The 17,611-nt window shown below is 40.4% G+C and carries 15 protein-coding genes; 2 read left to right on the top strand and 13 right to left on the bottom strand.

Annotation, left to right across the window (positions count from 1 at the left end):
* Positions 1–20 precede the first annotated feature (20 nt).
* On the top strand, positions 21–737 hold the full coding sequence (locus CLOL250_RS02650) for a response regulator transcription factor (RefSeq protein WP_008400486.1): 717 nt from the start codon (positions 21–23) through the stop codon (positions 735–737).
* Between the two features lie 2 nt (positions 738–739).
* Positions 740–2,245 (top strand): HAMP domain-containing sensor histidine kinase, encoded by a 1,506-nt coding sequence (locus CLOL250_RS02655; protein WP_008400487.1) that lies wholly within the window; start codon positions 740–742, stop codon positions 2,243–2,245.
* Positions 2,246–2,504: 259 nt separating this feature from the next.
* Here the strand turns inward: CLOL250_RS02655 and CLOL250_RS02660 are convergent, their stop codons facing one another.
* The 13 genes from CLOL250_RS02660 to CLOL250_RS02720 all read right to left on the bottom strand — a co-directional run bounded on the left by CLOL250_RS02660 (position 2,505) and on the right by CLOL250_RS02720 (position 17,445).
* Positions 2,505–3,581, bottom strand: a complete 1,077-nt coding sequence (locus CLOL250_RS02660) for a helix-turn-helix transcriptional regulator (protein WP_147554311.1) — start codon at positions 3,579–3,581, stop codon at positions 2,505–2,507.
* 12 nt (positions 3,582–3,593) lie between these two features.
* Positions 3,594–4,085, bottom strand: a complete 492-nt coding sequence (gene trmL / locus CLOL250_RS02665) for a tRNA (uridine(34)/cytosine(34)/5-carboxymethylaminomethyluridine(34)-2'-O)-methyltransferase TrmL (protein ID WP_008400489.1) — start codon at positions 4,083–4,085, stop codon at positions 3,594–3,596.
* 190 nt (positions 4,086–4,275) lie between these two features.
* Positions 4,276–5,988: an ATP-binding protein gene (locus tag CLOL250_RS02670; protein ID WP_008400490.1), complete on the bottom strand. Its 1,713-nt coding sequence runs from the start codon at positions 5,986–5,988 to the stop codon at positions 4,276–4,278.
* 28 nt (positions 5,989–6,016) lie between these two features.
* Positions 6,017–6,781, bottom strand: a complete 765-nt coding sequence (locus CLOL250_RS02675; RefSeq protein WP_008400491.1) for a hypothetical protein — start codon at positions 6,779–6,781, stop codon at positions 6,017–6,019.
* 66 nt (positions 6,782–6,847) lie between these two features.
* Positions 6,848–7,792 (bottom strand): AIR synthase family protein, encoded by a 945-nt coding sequence (locus CLOL250_RS02680; protein ID WP_008400492.1) that lies wholly within the window; start codon positions 7,790–7,792, stop codon positions 6,848–6,850.
* Between the two features lie 298 nt (positions 7,793–8,090).
* Positions 8,091–8,735: an endonuclease III gene (gene nth / locus CLOL250_RS02685; protein WP_008400494.1), complete on the bottom strand. Its 645-nt coding sequence runs from the start codon at positions 8,733–8,735 to the stop codon at positions 8,091–8,093.
* Positions 8,736–8,741: 6 nt separating this feature from the next.
* Entirely contained in the window at positions 8,742–10,049 is a 1,308-nt protein-coding gene (locus CLOL250_RS02690) for an ATP-binding protein (protein WP_008400495.1), read from the bottom strand.
* Between the two features lie 72 nt (positions 10,050–10,121).
* Positions 10,122–11,354, bottom strand: coding sequence for an AI-2E family transporter (locus tag CLOL250_RS02695; protein WP_147554312.1), 1,233 nt, complete (start codon positions 11,352–11,354; stop codon positions 10,122–10,124).
* Positions 11,355–11,454: 100 nt separating this feature from the next.
* A complete protein-coding gene (locus CLOL250_RS02700; RefSeq protein ID WP_008400497.1) occupies positions 11,455–12,105 on the bottom strand; it encodes a 3'-5' exonuclease in 651 nt (216 codons plus the stop codon).
* A gap of 260 nt (positions 12,106–12,365) precedes the next feature.
* Entirely contained in the window at positions 12,366–13,766 is a 1,401-nt protein-coding gene (locus CLOL250_RS02705; RefSeq protein ID WP_008400498.1) for an MATE family efflux transporter, read from the bottom strand.
* Between the two features lie 118 nt (positions 13,767–13,884).
* Positions 13,885–14,730: a patatin-like phospholipase family protein gene (locus tag CLOL250_RS02710; RefSeq protein WP_008400500.1), complete on the bottom strand. Its 846-nt coding sequence runs from the start codon at positions 14,728–14,730 to the stop codon at positions 13,885–13,887.
* Positions 14,731–14,939: 209 nt separating this feature from the next.
* On the bottom strand, positions 14,940–16,226 hold the full coding sequence (locus CLOL250_RS02715) for an aminotransferase class I/II-fold pyridoxal phosphate-dependent enzyme (RefSeq protein WP_008400501.1): 1,287 nt from the start codon (positions 16,224–16,226) through the stop codon (positions 14,940–14,942).
* A gap of 328 nt (positions 16,227–16,554) precedes the next feature.
* Positions 16,555–17,445 (bottom strand): hypothetical protein, encoded by an 891-nt coding sequence (locus CLOL250_RS02720; RefSeq protein ID WP_008400503.1) that lies wholly within the window; start codon positions 17,443–17,445, stop codon positions 16,555–16,557.
* Positions 17,446–17,611 lie beyond the last annotated feature (166 nt).

Genomic DNA, 17,611 nt, shown 5'->3' on the forward strand with positions numbered 1-17,611 from the left:
ACAACAACAAGGAGAACTATATGGACAAAGAAAAAATATTGATCGTTGACGATGACGAAAACATCGCCGAACTGATCTCCCTTTATCTGAATAAAGAATGTTATGAAACACAGATTGCCGCAGACGGAACTTCTGCCCTGGAAGCATTTGTCGAATTTGCGCCAAATCTCATCCTCTTAGATGTCATGCTTCCGGGCATGGATGGATATCAGGTATGTACCGAAATCAGAAAGCAGTCAAATGTACCGATCATCATGTTATCTGCAAAAGGTGAAGTATTCGATAAGGTTCTCGGACTTAAGATCGGTGCTGACGATTACATCGTAAAACCTTTCGATTCTAACGAACTGGTTGCCCGTGTCGGTGCATTGCTCCGCCGCTGCAACTCACGGACAGATAACTCCCAGAACTATAATCCGACAAATGCCGATCATATCGGCACCTATGTCGAGTATGATAATCTGGTCGTTAATATTTCAAATTATACAGTTACATTAGAGGGCAAAAATCTGGAAATGCCGCCAAAAGAACTGGAACTGCTGTATTTTCTTGCAAGCCGTCCAAATCAGGTATTTACCAGAGAACAGCTTCTGGACAAATTATGGGGCTACGAATATGTCGGCGACACCAGAACCGTCGATGTGCACATCAAGCGTCTTCGTGAAAAACTGACAGACAAATATAACTGGTCTATTTTCACAGTATGGGGAATCGGTTACAAATTTGAGGTTAAATAACCATGAAAAAAACCATTTTTGATAAGATTGTTGTTGGCTTTGTCCTGCTGGTCATTGCTATCTTCAGTGTTCTTGCGTTGTACACTGTCCATATGACTCAGTCAAGGCTTCTTAACAATACAGAGAAAAATCTGAATACCGAGAGTAAACTGATCATCGACACAACGATTCATGATTACCTGAATAATACGATCGATCAGTATACTTTCTTTGATCGATTGGATGATCATGCCGATACGATGAATGCTGAAATCTGGTTTTCCACACCGGACAATAATATTATTTATTGCTCAAATAAAGACAGTGTGGCTGCAAAGGATCTGATCATAACCGATTTTTATGAGCGTACGGAATTATTTACCAAAACGATCAAAACCGGAACCTTGAACGGATGCTTTAACACTAAAACGCTGAGTATCAGTACTCCGGTTTATCAGGATAATACATACGCAGGTTTATTATCGATCCACTTATCCCTGCAGTTCATTAAAGATATTGCGCAGAAAACATTTGCATCCACTTACATGCCGTTTCTCGTCATCGTTGTATTATCTCTAATCGCCCTTATGCTGATCTCGAATAGCACCTTAAAACCGATTCGTGAAATTATCGCAACATCCAAACAATATGCTGCGGGTAATTTTAATGCTAGAATCGATGTCCATACGGATAATGAATTTGGCGAACTGGCACGATATATGGAGGAAATGGCAGACGAACTGAGCCGGTCAAATGAATACCGAAGATCATTTATCTCTAATATCTCCCACGACTTCCGTTCCCCTCTGACCTCCATCAAGGGATATATCGAAGCCATGATCGACGGAACGATTCCGCCGGATAAGCACGAGAAATATCTCCAGATCGTTCTGAGCGAAACTATGCGTCTTACCAAACTGACACAAGGGCTTCTGGAACTTAACAACTTTGATTCCTTTGACCTTCAGCTTGATAAATCGAATTTTGATATCAAGAGCATCATTCTTCCTACGATCAACACCTTTGAAGGCCGTTGTCAGGACAAAGGCATTTATCTGCACGCGATCTTCCATACCGACAATACCATTGTCTATGCCGATCGAACAAGAATCCAGCAGGTTATCTATAATCTGGTTGATAATGCGATCAAATTCACCCCGGAGGGTCGCCAGATCACGGTTCAGGTCACGGAAAAATCTGATAAAGTCTATGTCAGTGTCAAGGATGAGGGTGTGGGAATTCCACCGGAATCGATCAAGAAAGTTTTCGACCGTTTCTATAAGACGGATCCGAGCCGCGGAAAGGATAAGACCGGAACCGGTCTCGGACTTGCTATCACAAAAGAGATCATCAAAGCGCACGGCGAGAACATTACCCTCACCAGTAAGGTTGGCGAGGGAAGTGAATTCATCTTCTCTCTCCCTATGCAGAAGGAAATGCAGGTTCCGATCAAAGCCGTGCATGTGAAGAAGGAAGAAGCCGATACACAATATATCTCCAATGGAAAGTTCCGTATTAAGAAGGACTAACCAAAGCCCCACCCGTTCTTGCCACTATGCTGGGTAGGAATTGAAACATCAGTGAAACTTTCGTTATGAGGTTTGCACTAGCTGTCAGCATCAAGCCCTTGTTTGAGCCTTATAAGGCGAGTTTGGGCGACTGCTGACAAATCAGCGTGCGAACCGAATAGAAAGTGTAGCGAGTTTCAACTCCTACCCAGCATAGTGGCAAGAGCGGGTGGGGCTTTATTTTATGTCTTACTCATAATGTCTCCATTAATAGGAGGCATTATTTATATCTCTCTGCCATCTCATTTACAGCATTGCGGATGCGTTCACGGAGATCTGCAGGCTCTATGACTTCCACGCTGGTTCCGTACTGCATCGCCCAGTGGAACATGGCATTCTGGCTGCAGGTCACACGGATAAATGCCTTATTGGCATCTGCCTCAGGATTAAAGTTATCTGGATAATTGTTCTGAACAAATTTTGGTGACAACACTTCAAAGTTCTTATCAAACCAGTCTACAATATCACCCATATTCCCTTTCTGAACCTTTAATACAATCGTAGCTGCGGAATCACTGAACATGTAGAGATGTTCCGCCATATGCTGTGGCAGATTCAGTCCATGCTCCATCCCTTTTACCAGACTTTTATCCTTGACCTTTTCATCCAGTATCTCAATCTCCGTCATACGGTCGATCCGGTAATTCGACAGATTGTCATATTTATCATAATTGCAGATCAGATAATATTTGCCCTCATTTGCAACCATCTGATATGGATTTACAATATACTTCGTATCCTTTCTTGGATGAAGATGTTTATCGATACCATAGGTGTTATAGAGAAATGCAACCTTCTTGCCCTCACTGATCGCATCATCGATCATCTCAACATTTAACATGGTCTGACGGTTATCGGTATGTGATAACCCCGGCAGATTGCACACATGCTGTACCTTCGCACTGAAATACACATTCGAAAGCCCCTTGATCTTCTCGATCAGCTCCTGTGCCTGATTTCTCGGTATCGTCTTTGAAAATAAGATACTGTCGATCAGCATTCGAAGTTCTGCATCATCAAATTCGTGATTGTAATACCAGTCCTTTGTCAGGATCTCGGTCTCTCCGTTTTTATTTTCACGTTCAATCTCCGTACATTCCAGATTATAACCAAAATCCACCAGATTCATCAGATTGCTCTTGACAGATTTCCGGTCAACCTTCATTCCATATTCGGTTTCCAGTTTCTTTATGATATCCTTCTGATCCATTGTATGTTCGGAATCCGTGTATTTCCGAAGAATCTCAAGGATACAGATATTCATCATTTTCTTTCCATCTACCATGTATGTACTCATAAATACTCCTTTTTACCACTCATAATGGTGAAGCTGTCCCTTCGTCTCAAGCTCCGGAAAACCCTGCTGTCTGAGTGCCTCATATAACACGATTGCTACAGAATTTGCCAGATTCAGGGAACGGATCTCCGGGAACATCGGAATCCTGACTGCTGTTTCCTTATAGTCTAACAGAATTTCCTCCGGGATTCCCGCGCTCTCTTTTCCGAACATGATATAGGCATCTTCCTCATAGTTTACATCCGTATATTTCTGTTTAGATTTGGTCGTTGCCATATAGATCTTTGCGCCCGGATTCTTTTTAAGAAAATCATTAAAATCATCATAGATCGTTACATCTAATTTGTCCCAATAGTCCAAACCTGCACGCTTTAACTGCTTCTCGTTGATCTGAAAACCCAGAGGCTCGATCAAATGAAGTCTTGCACCTGCTGCCACACAGGTACGTCCTATATTTCCTGTATTTGCCGGCATCTCCGGCTCATGAAGTACGATATTTAACATGTTTTTCTCCTTTTTTATATAGCTGTATATTCGTAAGCATCGCTCACTTCTTAACCAAGCTTATATCCTTCATTTTTTACAATTTTAAAAATATCTCGGTTAAATCTCGGTTAAATCTCGGTTAAATTGTCTCGACAACACTAATTATCAAACAAATTATTTGGGTTAAAATCAGGATTTTAACCAAGCCCTACTTAAGTATCCAATTAGATATTTGTTGATTATCCGAATCTAATTGTATAATATTGCTCTTTTTCATTGCTGTTAGAATATTATGAATCTTATTTTCCTTCTGTTTATCAGACAAAGAATCCGGTAATTTTTCCCACAATAATAACTTAATATCTCTACGTTTTGCCTTATGATATTTTTTCAAATACTCAACAATCAAATCTTTATAATATTTGTCATTAAATCCTTTATTCTTGATATAGCCTGCACTATCATCCATACTTTTTGATGCTGACGCTGATAAAAACAAACTTGTAATTCTTCCCTCAACCAATTTTGCAGCTCTTAATTTATCTACATCCGCTTTATCAAGTGAAAGTCCCTTCTGAACTCGATCCAAAAGAAATACCGTCTGTAAATCCAGGTCCTGATGATCATATAATATATGCATGTAATTATCATCTAATATTTTTCCATAAACAGTAACCTCAACCTGAGTTCCTGATGAAATATTATAATCTGGCATAGGAAAATATTTCGCTTTTTGAATATTAAATGCTCTTCTGATACCTAAAGTTGCAGTATCAATCATATGAAACACAACCATCGATTCAGCTAATAACTGATTTCTGTAAAATGGTGGATTATAGCTCACTTCCAATACATTTTCAATCTTTTGCGGAATAAAATCTCCAGGGTTTGTAAATTTAATTTTATCCTCAAATTCATTTACATATATTCTCCCACCAAGTTGATAATTTGTGTGTGCAATACAATTATTTAACAACTCTCGAATAAGCCAACTGTTATATTGTTCCGTTTCCATAGGAAAAAGGGTCAATTGATTCGGCATATATCTGTATGTAAGATTACGCACCTTCGAAAACACCTTATCTACAACATTTATAAATGGTATCTTAAATATTTCATAATCCTTATCACTTCCATCCGCACCATATAATCTCCACATAATACTTGGAGCAGATGTCATTAAATAATCATAATCTGCTGACCCAAGTAACAACATGCCAGCATTCGTAACCTTACCACCAATCAATAACTTTACTTTCGTCAAGAACTCTTCATCTGTCATTTCATCGACTTCTTTTGATATGTGTTCCTGATTCATTTTCTCTTTATACTTTTCTCTAGCCAAATTAATAGCCGTTTTATCTAAATTATCAATAGTGGCTACTTCAATCACCTGTTTTGACCAGTCTTTTCTTTCCTGTGATCGAATTGCATCAATCTTATATTGTTTTAATGGAACAAGACTCTCACCCGAACGCTCATAATAATTGGTACGCCAATCTGTAGGAATACCCGTTGCTGCGGCTGGAACTTTAAACATTAACACCCTTAATCTTTTACCATTTACAATAGGAAATATCTCTTTAATTTCATAAAAAGTCATTCCATTTGTAATATCTCTTGATATCTCATACTTAAATTTTTCAAGAAGACTCTGTTCCCCCTGCTTGTATGCAGTTCCAACAACATGTTTTATCTTATCTCGTTCACTTACACCAAAAATTAGCCATCCGTACTGTTGCTGCTTCAGATTAGCCTCATTACTTAATGCTGAAAAATATCTTCCTATTTTATCCGTATCATAATTACTTTTTGCTTCTTTAAATTCAACCGTTTCATACTCCCAACGTTCCATCAAGTTCTCAAGTATTTCATAGTATTCAATATCTTTAACATTCTTCTCATAATGAAAAAAAGCCATTTCACCTTTAACCCCCTATTACAAATTTTCACATTCTTCCCTTATGATAATACCACAACAAGTGGTCAAAACCATTTCTACTAATTTTTTCATCTGCTGCATTCCTAATCATATCAACAGCATTTCTATACTGCTTATAATCACGGAGATCATACCGCTCAGTAATATTAAAATAAACCAAATACATTGGTAAAACTGTTCTTAAAATATTATCATATATTGAATAATTATCCTGATATTCTGTATTTTCAAATAAATAAAAGCATGCGTAATGACAAAATTTACTCGCAAAGGACAAATTTGTTCTTGCCCTAAACTTGGCAGATGTTACTCTTGCAATTTCATGAACTAACTTCATGTCTTCATATTCCGGATTTCTCAAACATTCAATCAGTTCTGAACAATCAAATGCGCAAATACGCCTTACTATTTCTGTTCTTCCACATTTATCAGCATTCAAATGTGTACTGTTTTCTCTATCTACAGCCTCAACTGCACCTTTTATTAATTCCTCATAAGTATAATTTACTTCTTTATTTTTAATTAGAACACTTTTCAACATGGTCATCCAGTATGCTGATGAGCCACCATATACAAGTTGATTCTTTCTATCAAATTTAGGTCCCGCCGATATATCTGTTGATTTTATATAGGCAGAATCATTACGTATCATAGCCTCTACAATAGCGACATTATCCGTTGTTAATTTAACAAGTTTTTTGTTATTATAAGTAACCTCTTCAAACATTTTTGTCTTTGCAATTCTAAGCTCTTTTTGAATAATATTACCCATACTATATTTCTCCTTTATATCCCCATATAGGCTATATGGCTAGTCTTAAATATATTGTGAACTAAACTATGGTGTCAAAAAGCTTTCCTCTCCATCGTGGATGATCACGCGATCATGTCCGATTGTTGTTCTGCCGATCACAGCAGCTTCAAATCCGGCTTCATACAGACGATCGCTTAACAATCCACCATCTGCCGTGACAAATAATGCCGCTCCGCATCCATCGATCCGGTATGGATCATCCCCGGTAAATTCACAGATCTCGATGGTTTCTTGCATGATCGGTATATGGTCATGGCTAATCCGAAGCCCGACATTTCCAGCCTCTGCCAGTTCCCATAATGCGCCATATACTCCTTCTGTTGAGATGTGGCGTACGTATATACTGCCACATGCCATCGCAATATCTCCTTGATCCTTCACAAGTAATAACCGGTCAAATTGCTCTGCTGTGCGAAGGTATTCCTCAGAATATCTGGTCAGAAGCTCTTCTTTTCTTTCCCTGACCCGAAGCAGGGTTCCAAGGATGCCGGCCTGTCCACACATAACGATATCCATATCCGGCTTGATCTTTGCATTTTTCTCGCCCTGCGATATCCTTCGTCCATACATCGTTACAGTTACCGCAGGCTCCTTGAATATCCCGCTGATCGCGGTATCTCCATACACAACATCCATGTGAAACTCCTTCGCAAGATCAGAAAGCTCCCGCAGAATCTTTTTCATACGCTTCTCATCATTTTCCGGCATCATGACCGTATCTGTAAGTGCAAATGGCTGATACCCGCCAAGCCGTAATTTATTATATTGTTTGATAACATCCGAAGTCACCGTCCCCAGTGCATTTGCAAGGCAGAGCCCTTCCGTTACTGCAAGCTCACTATCCAACAACACAAGCCGGCTATAGTCATCTCCTATGCCGGCTTGTGTTATGTCAGAATGTTCCTGTTTATTCAACGATCTTAAGATTGACCGCTTCTGCTGTATAAATCGAAACTTTTCTTTATTCATCCCTGATACCTTTTAGAATGCATATGCAAGCATACCGATTACCATAGCTGCTACCAGGATTCCAACTATAATTGCGGATGCTACCTTTTTACCCTTTGAACTGCTTAAATTGATCATTTCCCATTTCTCCTTTATATTTTAAACTTATAATTTTCTGATATTACCTGCCCACACATCAGATCTTTTTCCGTCTTATGCAGGACATCATGTATAGATTAACGCTGAATTTTCACTTTGTCCAGATATAATAGCATTATTTTATAGCAATTTAGCATTTGTGCCAGATTCTGCCAACTGCTTATTCCGTTACATTTGCCGATGGGCACACACGGTTCAGCGCGCATTCGGCACATTTTGGTCGTCTGGCGATACAGATCGTTCTTCCAAGTGTAATGATCTGAATATTATATAAGATCCACTGTTCCTTTGGAAGCTTTTCCATAAGCTCATGCTCGATCTTCACCGGATCATCACTATCTGTCAGCCCAAGCAGCCTGGAAATACGTTTTACATGTGTATCAACGACGATACTTGGCTCGTGGTAGATATTGCCACGAATCACATTTGCGGTCTTTCTTCCAACACCGTCTAATTTCGTCAGGCTCTCGATATCACTCGGCACTTCTCCGCCATATTCACTGATGAGCTTCTTTGCACAGCCAATTATATTCTTCGCTTTATTCTTATAAAATCCGGTCGAGTAAATATCCTTTTCCAGTTCCTTGATATCTGCATCGGCAAATGCCTGCAAGGTCGGATATTTCACGAACAGATCTTTTGTTACGATGTTTACTCTGGCATCTGTACATTGTGCCGACAGCATCGTTGCGATCAGAAGCTGCCATGCATTTTCATGATTCAGATAACACTTGTAATCAGTTCCGTATGTCTCATTCAAGATCCGGCAGATCTCAGCGACCTGCTGCTTTTCTTTTTTTGTCATGCTACATTACTCCTGTTTTCCTGCCAGATAGTTGATAAACTGCTGTGCTGTACGGCCGGAGATTCCACCATGCGACAGCTCCCATTTGTTTGCTTCCGCACACAGTTCTTCCTCTGTCATATGAATGCCGTTCTTCTCTGCCAGACCTACAACGATCTGGAAATATTCCTTCTGTGACGGCTTGCTATAATTGATCGTAACACCAAAACGATTGACCAGTGACAGCTTCTCCTGCATTGTATCGCTCTTGTGCATACCATTGTTATTCTCAAGATCGGTACGATCTGTCCATGTCTCACGGATCAGATGACGACGGTTCGATGTTGCATAGATCAGGACATTATCCGGTTTGATCTCCAGACCGCCTTCGATGACTGCCTTCAGATATTTGTATTCTGTCTCGAATTCCTCAAAGGACAGGTCATCCATGTAAATGATGAATCGATAGTTTCGATTCTTGATCTGGGAAATAACCTGTGACAGATCCTGAAACTGATGCTTATAAATCTCGATCATACGAAGTCCCTGATCGTAATATTCATTTATGATCGCCTTGATCGTTGTTGACTTTCCGGTTCCGCTGTCGCCAAATAACAGCGCATTATTTGCCTTACGTCCTGCAACAAAGGCTTCTGTGTTCTCCACGATCTTCTGTTTCTGGATCTCATATCCGATCAGATCATCCAGACGAACATCCTCTGTGTTATTGATCGGAACAAACTGCATATCTCCATTTGTCGGATGAACGATACGGAATGCCTTGTTCAGTCCGAACATTCCAACACCATATGCCTTATAGAAATCCGTCACGATCTTGAAGATATCATTTTCATCCTTTGCCCCTTCGATCGCACGGCTGATATCCTGTACCTTTGTGCTGACATTCTTATTATACATACGTTCTTTCTTGCCGATGGCTTTATAATTATTCACGATCGTGAAGCAGTCAATATCCAACGCTTCCTCGATCTCAGAGAAATCAAAATCAAACAGCTTCTTGAAGATCTTGAAATCATTTTTTGCAAAATAATTAACGGTTCCGTCATTAGCACCCACTTTTTCACTCGTCATAGAGAATGAATTCTCATTTGTGATAAGGATAAATGCCAGATAATTGTGCCACAGATTTGTGTCAAATCCATAATCGGTAGCAAGATCCAGCAACCGCTTGATCTGGTCGTAGATCCTTGCAACCAGCTCCGCATTCGGACAGTCTCCGCGATCAAAATCCTCAAATATCCCGGACAGCTTCATCAGAATACTGTTTTCACCCAGATTTCTATATAATACTAATTTCGCTATATCTCTGTACATCTTAAATTATCCTTCTTTCTTCATTTGTCTATATAAACAGGCATTTGCCCTGTTTTATCCAGCTCGTTTCTCTCAGGCATTTTCCTTGCTTCTTTTCTCTTTCATGCGTCTGGACTGTCGTCTCTGCTGCCGCTTCCGGGGTTTCTCCCTCCAGCGATCATCCGACGAAGCGTAAGGTTCTCCGTACTTTTCCCATGCGACTCCCTTTTCCCGCAATCTCATAAGTACGAATTCCTTCACCAGTGCATATAAGACAGAGGATAATGGTACAAATATCAGCATACCGAGAATTCCCATCAGATCTCCGCCAATGATAACGGCAACCAACACCCATATAGATGGAAGTCCGACGGACCCGCCCACCACATGCGGATAGATCAGATTTCCCTCGACCTGCTGCAATACGATAAACAGGATCAGAAATACCAATACCTTCTTCGGATCGTCAACCAGAATGAGAAATGCACCGACACCACATCCAATAAATGCACCAAAGACCGGAATCAATGCCGTTACCACAATCGTAACACTGACCGTCAGTGCATATGGAATACTAAGGACGCTCATGGATACAAAGAACATCAAGCCCAGAATACATGCCTCCAGACACTGTCCGGTTATAAAATTTGCAAATGTCTCATCTGCCATAACGCAGGTCTTGATGATCTTATCTGCTGTTTTCTCTTTAAATAACGCATATATCAGACCCTTTGTCTGACGCTTCAAGTTCTCCTTCTGTGCCAGAATATAGATTGCGAAAAATAATCCAACCACAAAATCGACTATACCGCTGACAACAGAGGTTGCAAAATTAAATGTTGATGACAACAGGCTTCCGCTTCCATTCTTTATCAGATTGATCGCACTCTCACTCACCTTATCCCATGCAATATCAATCTCCATGATCCGGTCAACGATATCCGGATACCCCGCTGCCAGATTCACCGCCCAATTCTTAATTGCCTCCATCGTAGACGGGAACTGCTGTCCGATCGCTGTAACTGTCCGGCTGACCTCCGGTATCAGCATCGTGATCACAAAAGCAATCACCAAAACGACGCAGATAATGGAAAGCACCATACAGACCGGTCTCCGGAACCGATACCATCTACTTTTTTCATTTCGGAATAACAGATTTTCAAATCCCTTCATCGGCACATTCAGAATGAACGCAATCGCAAATCCAATCACGAACGGCATAAGCAACCCGATGATCCATGTACCGCAGGCATAGATTTTATCAAAACGAAATACGCAAAATACGACTAATACAGTTATAATGATCAGTTTTATGAGCTTTTTCATATTCGAATTATTCAGTTCCAAATTCAATTTCCTCTGCTTTCTTTTTACATTTTTTTGAGCAGGCACATAGAACGTGTCTGCTCAATCATGCCAAGACCATTTATTCCGGCAGATTAATGTTTCCAAATACATCACCTATGGAATAGGTCATATTCTCTTTTGGTTTATAAGCATTCATAATCGGAGCCATGATCTTCTCAAACTTCTCCCTGTCCTTTGAAAGAACGAATACTTCTGCTGTATTTCTGGCATCCCACAATGCATCATGCTCTTTTCCCTGAAAATCTTCTCCCAGATAGAATACCGCATCTGACAGTGCCAGTCTTCTTCTGGTTCCAAGCATACGTGCAAATTCCTTCTGGAAATCCTTCCATTTGGATGCAAGCTTCTGTGCATCCGGGTTATTGTAGGATTTTAACTTGCGTTCCCGGTTGAACTGCCGCAGATCATTCTCACTCCATGCATAGATCACATCCGCGCTTAAGCCCCATGCAATGAACCGATCCATCGCAATCGCAAAATCCGGTGCATCGTCTACCATCTCATTTGTGATCCCGGTAAGATTTGTTATTCTGGATGTCACAGGCGTAATTCCCGGCTTTACATAAGTCTTGAATGAATCAATCTCCTTATATGTATCGTCCAGCTTAACAGCTCCTATTTCAATTATTTCATTTTTGCAAATTTTTAATTCATCGGGATGAGAATTATCGATCTGATTCATCTCAAAATCCACAAATATATACTCCATGTGTCACAACCTTCCTACAGCTGTCTTCCGGATGAAAGCCACCTGCCGAACATGGCTTCCACCATCACAATCTTACCTTAAAGCATACCATTCACAGTCAAAAATGTCTATCTTTTTCTTAGTGGAGATTTTCTGTAAATGCCCTGTTAAAAATTGTAGCTGTCTCGGCTTTATTTACCGTAACTTAAAAGATTTCGGATAAATAAAGCTGGGACAGCTACAGTTTTTTACAGGATATCTATTCTCCATAGCCAAAAACATTATTCATTATAGCTATTTCCTACCTGTTTTTTACACATATGAATCGCCACAAGTATAAACGGCAATGAAAATACCCCTGACAGTACATCGGAGATTCCCTGTGTAAGAGCCACGCCTGTTTCCTGAAAACACATTGGAAGAAGCCAGATCAATGGCAGGAAAAAGATTCCCTGTCTGGTGGATGATATGAGAATGGCTTTTCCGATCTCCCCTATTGCCTGAAATAACATACCGCTGACCAGGCACACCGCCATAAATGGCAATGATACCGCATGCATCCGAAGGGAAAGCACGCCCAGATCAAGTGCTGCATTTTCACCAAATAACGAGATGATCGGAGATGCAAATATCCACACAAGAACACCTGCAACAGCCGATGCGATGATCTGGCTTAGAAGTGTAAACGTGATTGCCTTTTTTACCCGGTCATTTTCCTTTGCCCCATAGTTGTAGCCAACCACCGGCGCAAATCCCTGACCATAGCCAACCATAACAGCAAACAATATGGCAAATACTTTATTCGATACCGATATTGCAGCAACCACATCATCCCCATATTCTCTCGCCGCCCGGTTCAGCAGGATCGTTGCTACGCAGACCAGCCCCTGACGGAAGAAAGACGGAATACCTGTTCTCGTAATATCGGCTGCCGTCTGCCTGAACGGCTTCCCTTTCTGCCCCCTGAATCCGATCACGCTTTTCCCGCTCAACATTACGATCAACATAATAGCAAGGCTTACGCTCTGCCCACAAAATGTCGCAATTCCAGCTCCGCGGATTCCAAGCTCCAAACCCGACACCAGAATCGGATCTAAAACTGCATTTAAGACAGCACCGCTTCCAATTCCAACTAACGCCCAGACGGGCATTCCTTCCGCCCGCAGAACATTGTTGAGTACATACGACACACACATGACCGGAGCTGTAAGCAAGATCCAGAATCCATAGTCTAATGCAAATGTCTCGATCGTATCCGTCGATCCCAGAAAATCAACCAGCGGTTTCTGCCACAGGAAACCTGCTCCCATCAATATAAGCCCGGCAATCAGAGACATTAAAACCGCAACCAGTGCATCTCTGCCTGCCTCCTGTTCCTTCTGCTCGCCTAAAAATCGGGATATTCTGCTACCTGCACCCATGCCAAATGTATACCCTACCGCCTGTATCATGGCAAGCACCGAAAATAAAACCCCAACTGCCGCAACTGCACTGTTTCCAAGATCTGAAACAAAATACATATCCACGATATTGTATGTCGTTCCGGCAAGCATACTGACAACGGTCGAACAGGACAGCCGCAGAATAAGAGAAGGCACAGGAGTCTGTGTCATTTTCACATGATTCTCCTGTGCCTTATCCTTCGTATTGTCAGTTTTACCTTGAACACTATTATTTTTCATATGCAGACATCCTGCCTTATAGCCGTAGTAAGAAACCGACAAATAAATATTTCTGTATCCATCCAAACTCTGATACCAAAATCATAACAATCTTTTATATCATCCGGATATTGATGCATTATTTCAGAAATTCAGCCACTTCCTCGATCTTATTCTGTGCATCATACACGCCCAGATCGTACATTGCCTGAATCTTCTTATCATCCTTTTCCGTTCTTGATATATCGATCTGTACACTCGGACGGATAATAAGAACCTCGCCCTTCTGTTCCAGTTCAGCCAGCTTCTCCAATGTCTTATTATAATACAAATGCCTCATGGCTATTCGTTTCACATACTCCGGATATTCCTTATACCGGATTGCTTCCAGCTTCAACATGCTGTCTTCTTCCTTGACATAGCCTTCCGGTCTGGTTAAAACTACGATATCTTTTCGATATCCCATTCTCCGGAACTGGAAGATTGGAATGCTGTCTGCCGTTCCGCCATCCAATAACTTCTTGCCATCTACTTCTACAATCTGTGACACGATCGGAAGTGATGCTGATGCACGAAGCTTGTCCATATCCTTTCGAAGATCCGTACATTCCAGATACTCCGGCTGCCCGGTTTCTACATTTGTACAGCATACATAAAATCTCGTTGGATTCTCCTCAAATGCATCATAATCGAATTTGTATAATTCATTTGGTAGCCGATCATAACAAAAATCAACTCCAAATAAATTTCCCGTTTTCAACAATGACTTCAAACTCATATATTCCTTATTGTTTCGGTATTCCAAACTGTATGCAATATTTCTTCCACGCTGCTTGGACAAAAAGGATGCTCCATGAATAGCTCCCGCCGATACGCCGATCACGCCATCCACTGTAATATTATGATCTAAAAATACATCCAGTACGCCAGCAGTATAGATGCCACGCATGCCACCGCCTTCTAAAACCAATCCTGTCTTTGTCATATATCTTCAACTTCCTTTCAAAACGAATTTGCCATCTTTTGTTTTTACTATGATAACGCAAATCTGGATTTTAGCAAGAGGAATTTTGTGGATTATAATATTACATAAAAAACAACATCAACATGCTAGCCATAAGACTACCTTCGGATAATCTTATTTTTAACACATTGATGTTGCTTTTATATGTTCTCTATTCGATTATTTATTACTTATTCTTCACCCAGATATTTGTCGATGCTGACTAACTTTACACAAAGAACAAAGATCTTTGAAGCTGCTTCCATCTCCTCAACAGATGGGAAGGATGGTGCGATACGGATATTGCTGTCTTTTGGATCTTTACCGTATGGATATGTTGCACCTGCGCCTGTCAGAACAACTCCTGCATCCTTACACATTGCTACGATCTTCTTTGCACAGCCCTCTAATGCATCAAATGAAATGAAATATCCACCAACCGGTCTAATCCATGAACCGATCTCAAGTCCTGCAAGCTCCTTATCGAATTCATTCAGAACTGCTTCAAACTTTGGTCTTAAGATATCTGCATGCTTCTCCATATGAGCCTTTATGCCATCGATATTCTTAAAGAATCTTGTATGACGAAGCTGGTTGATCTTATCATGTCCGATTGTCTGAACAGTAAGCTGCTTCTTGATAAATTCAACATTTCTCGGAGATGTTGCAAGTGCTGCTACACCGGAGCCAGGGAATGTAATCTTGGAAGTAGAGCCAAACATGTATACCATATCCGGATTTCCGGCTTTCTCACATTCATCTATGATATTTAAAATCTTTGCCTGCTTGTCCTTATATAAATGATGGATGCAGTATGCGTTATCCCAGTAGATTCTGAAGTCTTCTGCTGCAGGCTTTAATGCTGCAAAACGTCTTACTACTTCATCTGAATAAACGATTCCTGTTGGATTTGAATACTTTGGTACACACCAGATTCCCTTTACTGCAGGATCGTTATTTACATATTTCTCTACAAGATCCATGTCCGGACCATCCTCTAATAAAGGAATATTGATCATTTCAATTCCGAAGAATTCTGTGATCTTGAAATGTCTGTCATATCCCGGTACAGGACAAAGGAACTTCACCTTGTCCAGCTTACACCATGGAGTAGAACCATTTACACCATGTGTCATGGAACGGGATACTGTATCATACATTACATTTAAGCTGGAGTTACCATATACGATGATATTCTCTTTCTTAACTTCCATCATATCTGCCATAAGCTGACGGCACTCACCGATACCATCCAGATCACCATAGTTTCTGGTATCGTTTCCTAACAAAGTTCTCATATCCGAAGAACTATTGATCTCATCCAACATTCCCATCGACAATGCAAGCTGTGAGAATCCAGGCTTACCTCTTGCCATGTTCAGACTCAGACCTTTTGCCTGTTCTTCCTTATACTCCTCCAAAAGAGCGGCTTTTAAAGTCAATAATTCATCTTTACTCATATCTTTGTATTTCTTCATTCTACATACCTGTGCCTTTCACTTATTCTATTCCGGTTAAATCAGTTATGTCCTGTAAAATTCCTATTAGCTATTTTAAAACATTTTTCAAAAAAGGCAAGCCTATAATTGAAAATTCTTGTCTATTTCGTTTTAAATATCAACTATTTTATTGAATTTTCTTTATTTTATTCAGTTTTTTCTGCAAAAATCGTATTTTTCTCCATTATTTTCATATATGACTTGTTTTCATTAAGTAATATGCAAACAAAATGACACCGGTCAGACTCTTTCCGACCGGTGCCATCTTATATGTATTTACGAATTGATACTTTTATAAACGTTCATCCTAGTATATGGAACTAAAATCCAGATACCACTTTCCAGCTCGCTTATATACATACATTGTGATATCTTCTTCGACATCATCATCTTTGCCTTTTACCTTAATGGTAGCTTCTACACGTGCAACCTGACTGACCTTGATATCGTATTCATCTTCATAGTCTTCCTTCTTATCTTCCAGCTTGCTGCCCTTTAACTTCTTAACCTTCTTGAACTTAACCTTGATACTCTTTACTTTACCAACCTGATTCTCCAGAGCCTCGCCTGAATATTCCATAACGTCGTCTAACTGTTCGATCATATCTTCTTTGTCGATATCATTTTCATCCTTAATATATTTAATGATCTTCTTATCGATCAGCTTATACATCTTCTTACCGCTCTGCTTTTCTACTGCATTTACATAAGCCTTAATAACTGCCTTTGGGCTCTGTTTGCCGTGGCTGGCAATTCCACCGATAATGTTAAAGATCAGAATCAATGCAACAACTGCTGCCGCCGCAATAATAACGATCTTCTTATTATTCACAATCGCATTCTTTACCTTATCAAATCCGCTGCCTGCCGGCTTATTACCCTGTGGCTGCTGTCCATACTGTCCACCATATGCCTGCTGGTTTGGATCATAATACTGCTGTCCGCCGTATGCCTGCTGGTTCGGATCATAATACTGCTGTCCGCCATATGCCTGCTGATTCGGATCATAATACTGCTGTCCGCCGTATGCCTGCTGGTTCGGATCATAATACTGCTGTCCGCCATATGCCTGCTGGTTTGGATCATAATACTGCTGTCCGCCGTATGCCTGCTGATTTGGATTCATATTCTGAGCTGCTCCATCCGGCTGTCCGGCATTCATGCCATTTTGCTGATTTCCATTCATATTCTCGTCCATGTTACTCTCCTTTATAATTCAGACTAAATTTCATCTGACAGCCTCATCTGCCAGATAGCCCATCGATAACACAATATATTCATTATCGACAAAATTTATTCTACCATCTAAAATCTCAACAGACAATATATTTCTAAAATTTTTGCTAAAGAAATGTCACACTTGT

Source organism: Clostridium sp. L2-50, assembly GCF_000154245.1.
In the GTDB taxonomy this organism is placed as follows: domain Bacteria; phylum Bacillota; class Clostridia; order Lachnospirales; family Lachnospiraceae; genus Coprococcus.

Coding starts and splice junctions, on each gene's coding strand:
- CLOL250_RS02650 (WP_008400486.1), top strand. CDS start 21: ATGGACAAAGAAAAAATATTGATCGTTGACGATGACGAAAACATCGCC.
- CLOL250_RS02655 (WP_008400487.1), top strand. CDS start 740: ATGAAAAAAACCATTTTTGATAAGATTGTTGTTGGCTTTGTCCTGCTG.
- CLOL250_RS02660 (WP_147554311.1), bottom strand. CDS start 3,581: ATGAGTACATACATGGTAGATGGAAAGAAAATGATGAATATCTGTATC.
- trmL (WP_008400489.1), bottom strand. CDS start 4,085: ATGTTAAATATCGTACTTCATGAGCCGGAGATGCCGGCAAATACAGGA.
- CLOL250_RS02670 (WP_008400490.1), bottom strand. CDS start 5,988: ATGGCTTTTTTTCATTATGAGAAGAATGTTAAAGATATTGAATACTAT.
- CLOL250_RS02675 (WP_008400491.1), bottom strand. CDS start 6,781: ATGGGTAATATTATTCAAAAAGAGCTTAGAATTGCAAAGACAAAAATG.
- CLOL250_RS02680 (WP_008400492.1), bottom strand. CDS start 7,792: ATGAATAAAGAAAAGTTTCGATTTATACAGCAGAAGCGGTCAATCTTA.
- nth (WP_008400494.1), bottom strand. CDS start 8,735: ATGACAAAAAAAGAAAAGCAGCAGGTCGCTGAGATCTGCCGGATCTTG.
- CLOL250_RS02690 (WP_008400495.1), bottom strand. CDS start 10,049: ATGTACAGAGATATAGCGAAATTAGTATTATATAGAAATCTGGGTGAA.
- CLOL250_RS02695 (WP_147554312.1), bottom strand. CDS start 11,354: ATGAAAAAGCTCATAAAACTGATCATTATAACTGTATTAGTCGTATTT.
- CLOL250_RS02700 (WP_008400497.1), bottom strand. CDS start 12,105: ATGGAGTATATATTTGTGGATTTTGAGATGAATCAGATCGATAATTCT.
- CLOL250_RS02705 (WP_008400498.1), bottom strand. CDS start 13,766: ATGAAAAATAATAGTGTTCAAGGTAAAACTGACAATACGAAGGATAAG.
- CLOL250_RS02710 (WP_008400500.1), bottom strand. CDS start 14,730: ATGACAAAGACAGGATTGGTTTTAGAAGGCGGTGGCATGCGTGGCATC.
- CLOL250_RS02715 (WP_008400501.1), bottom strand. CDS start 16,226: ATGAAGAAATACAAAGATATGAGTAAAGATGAATTATTGACTTTAAAA.
- CLOL250_RS02720 (WP_008400503.1), bottom strand. CDS start 17,445: ATGGACGAGAATATGAATGGAAATCAGCAAAATGGCATGAATGCCGGA.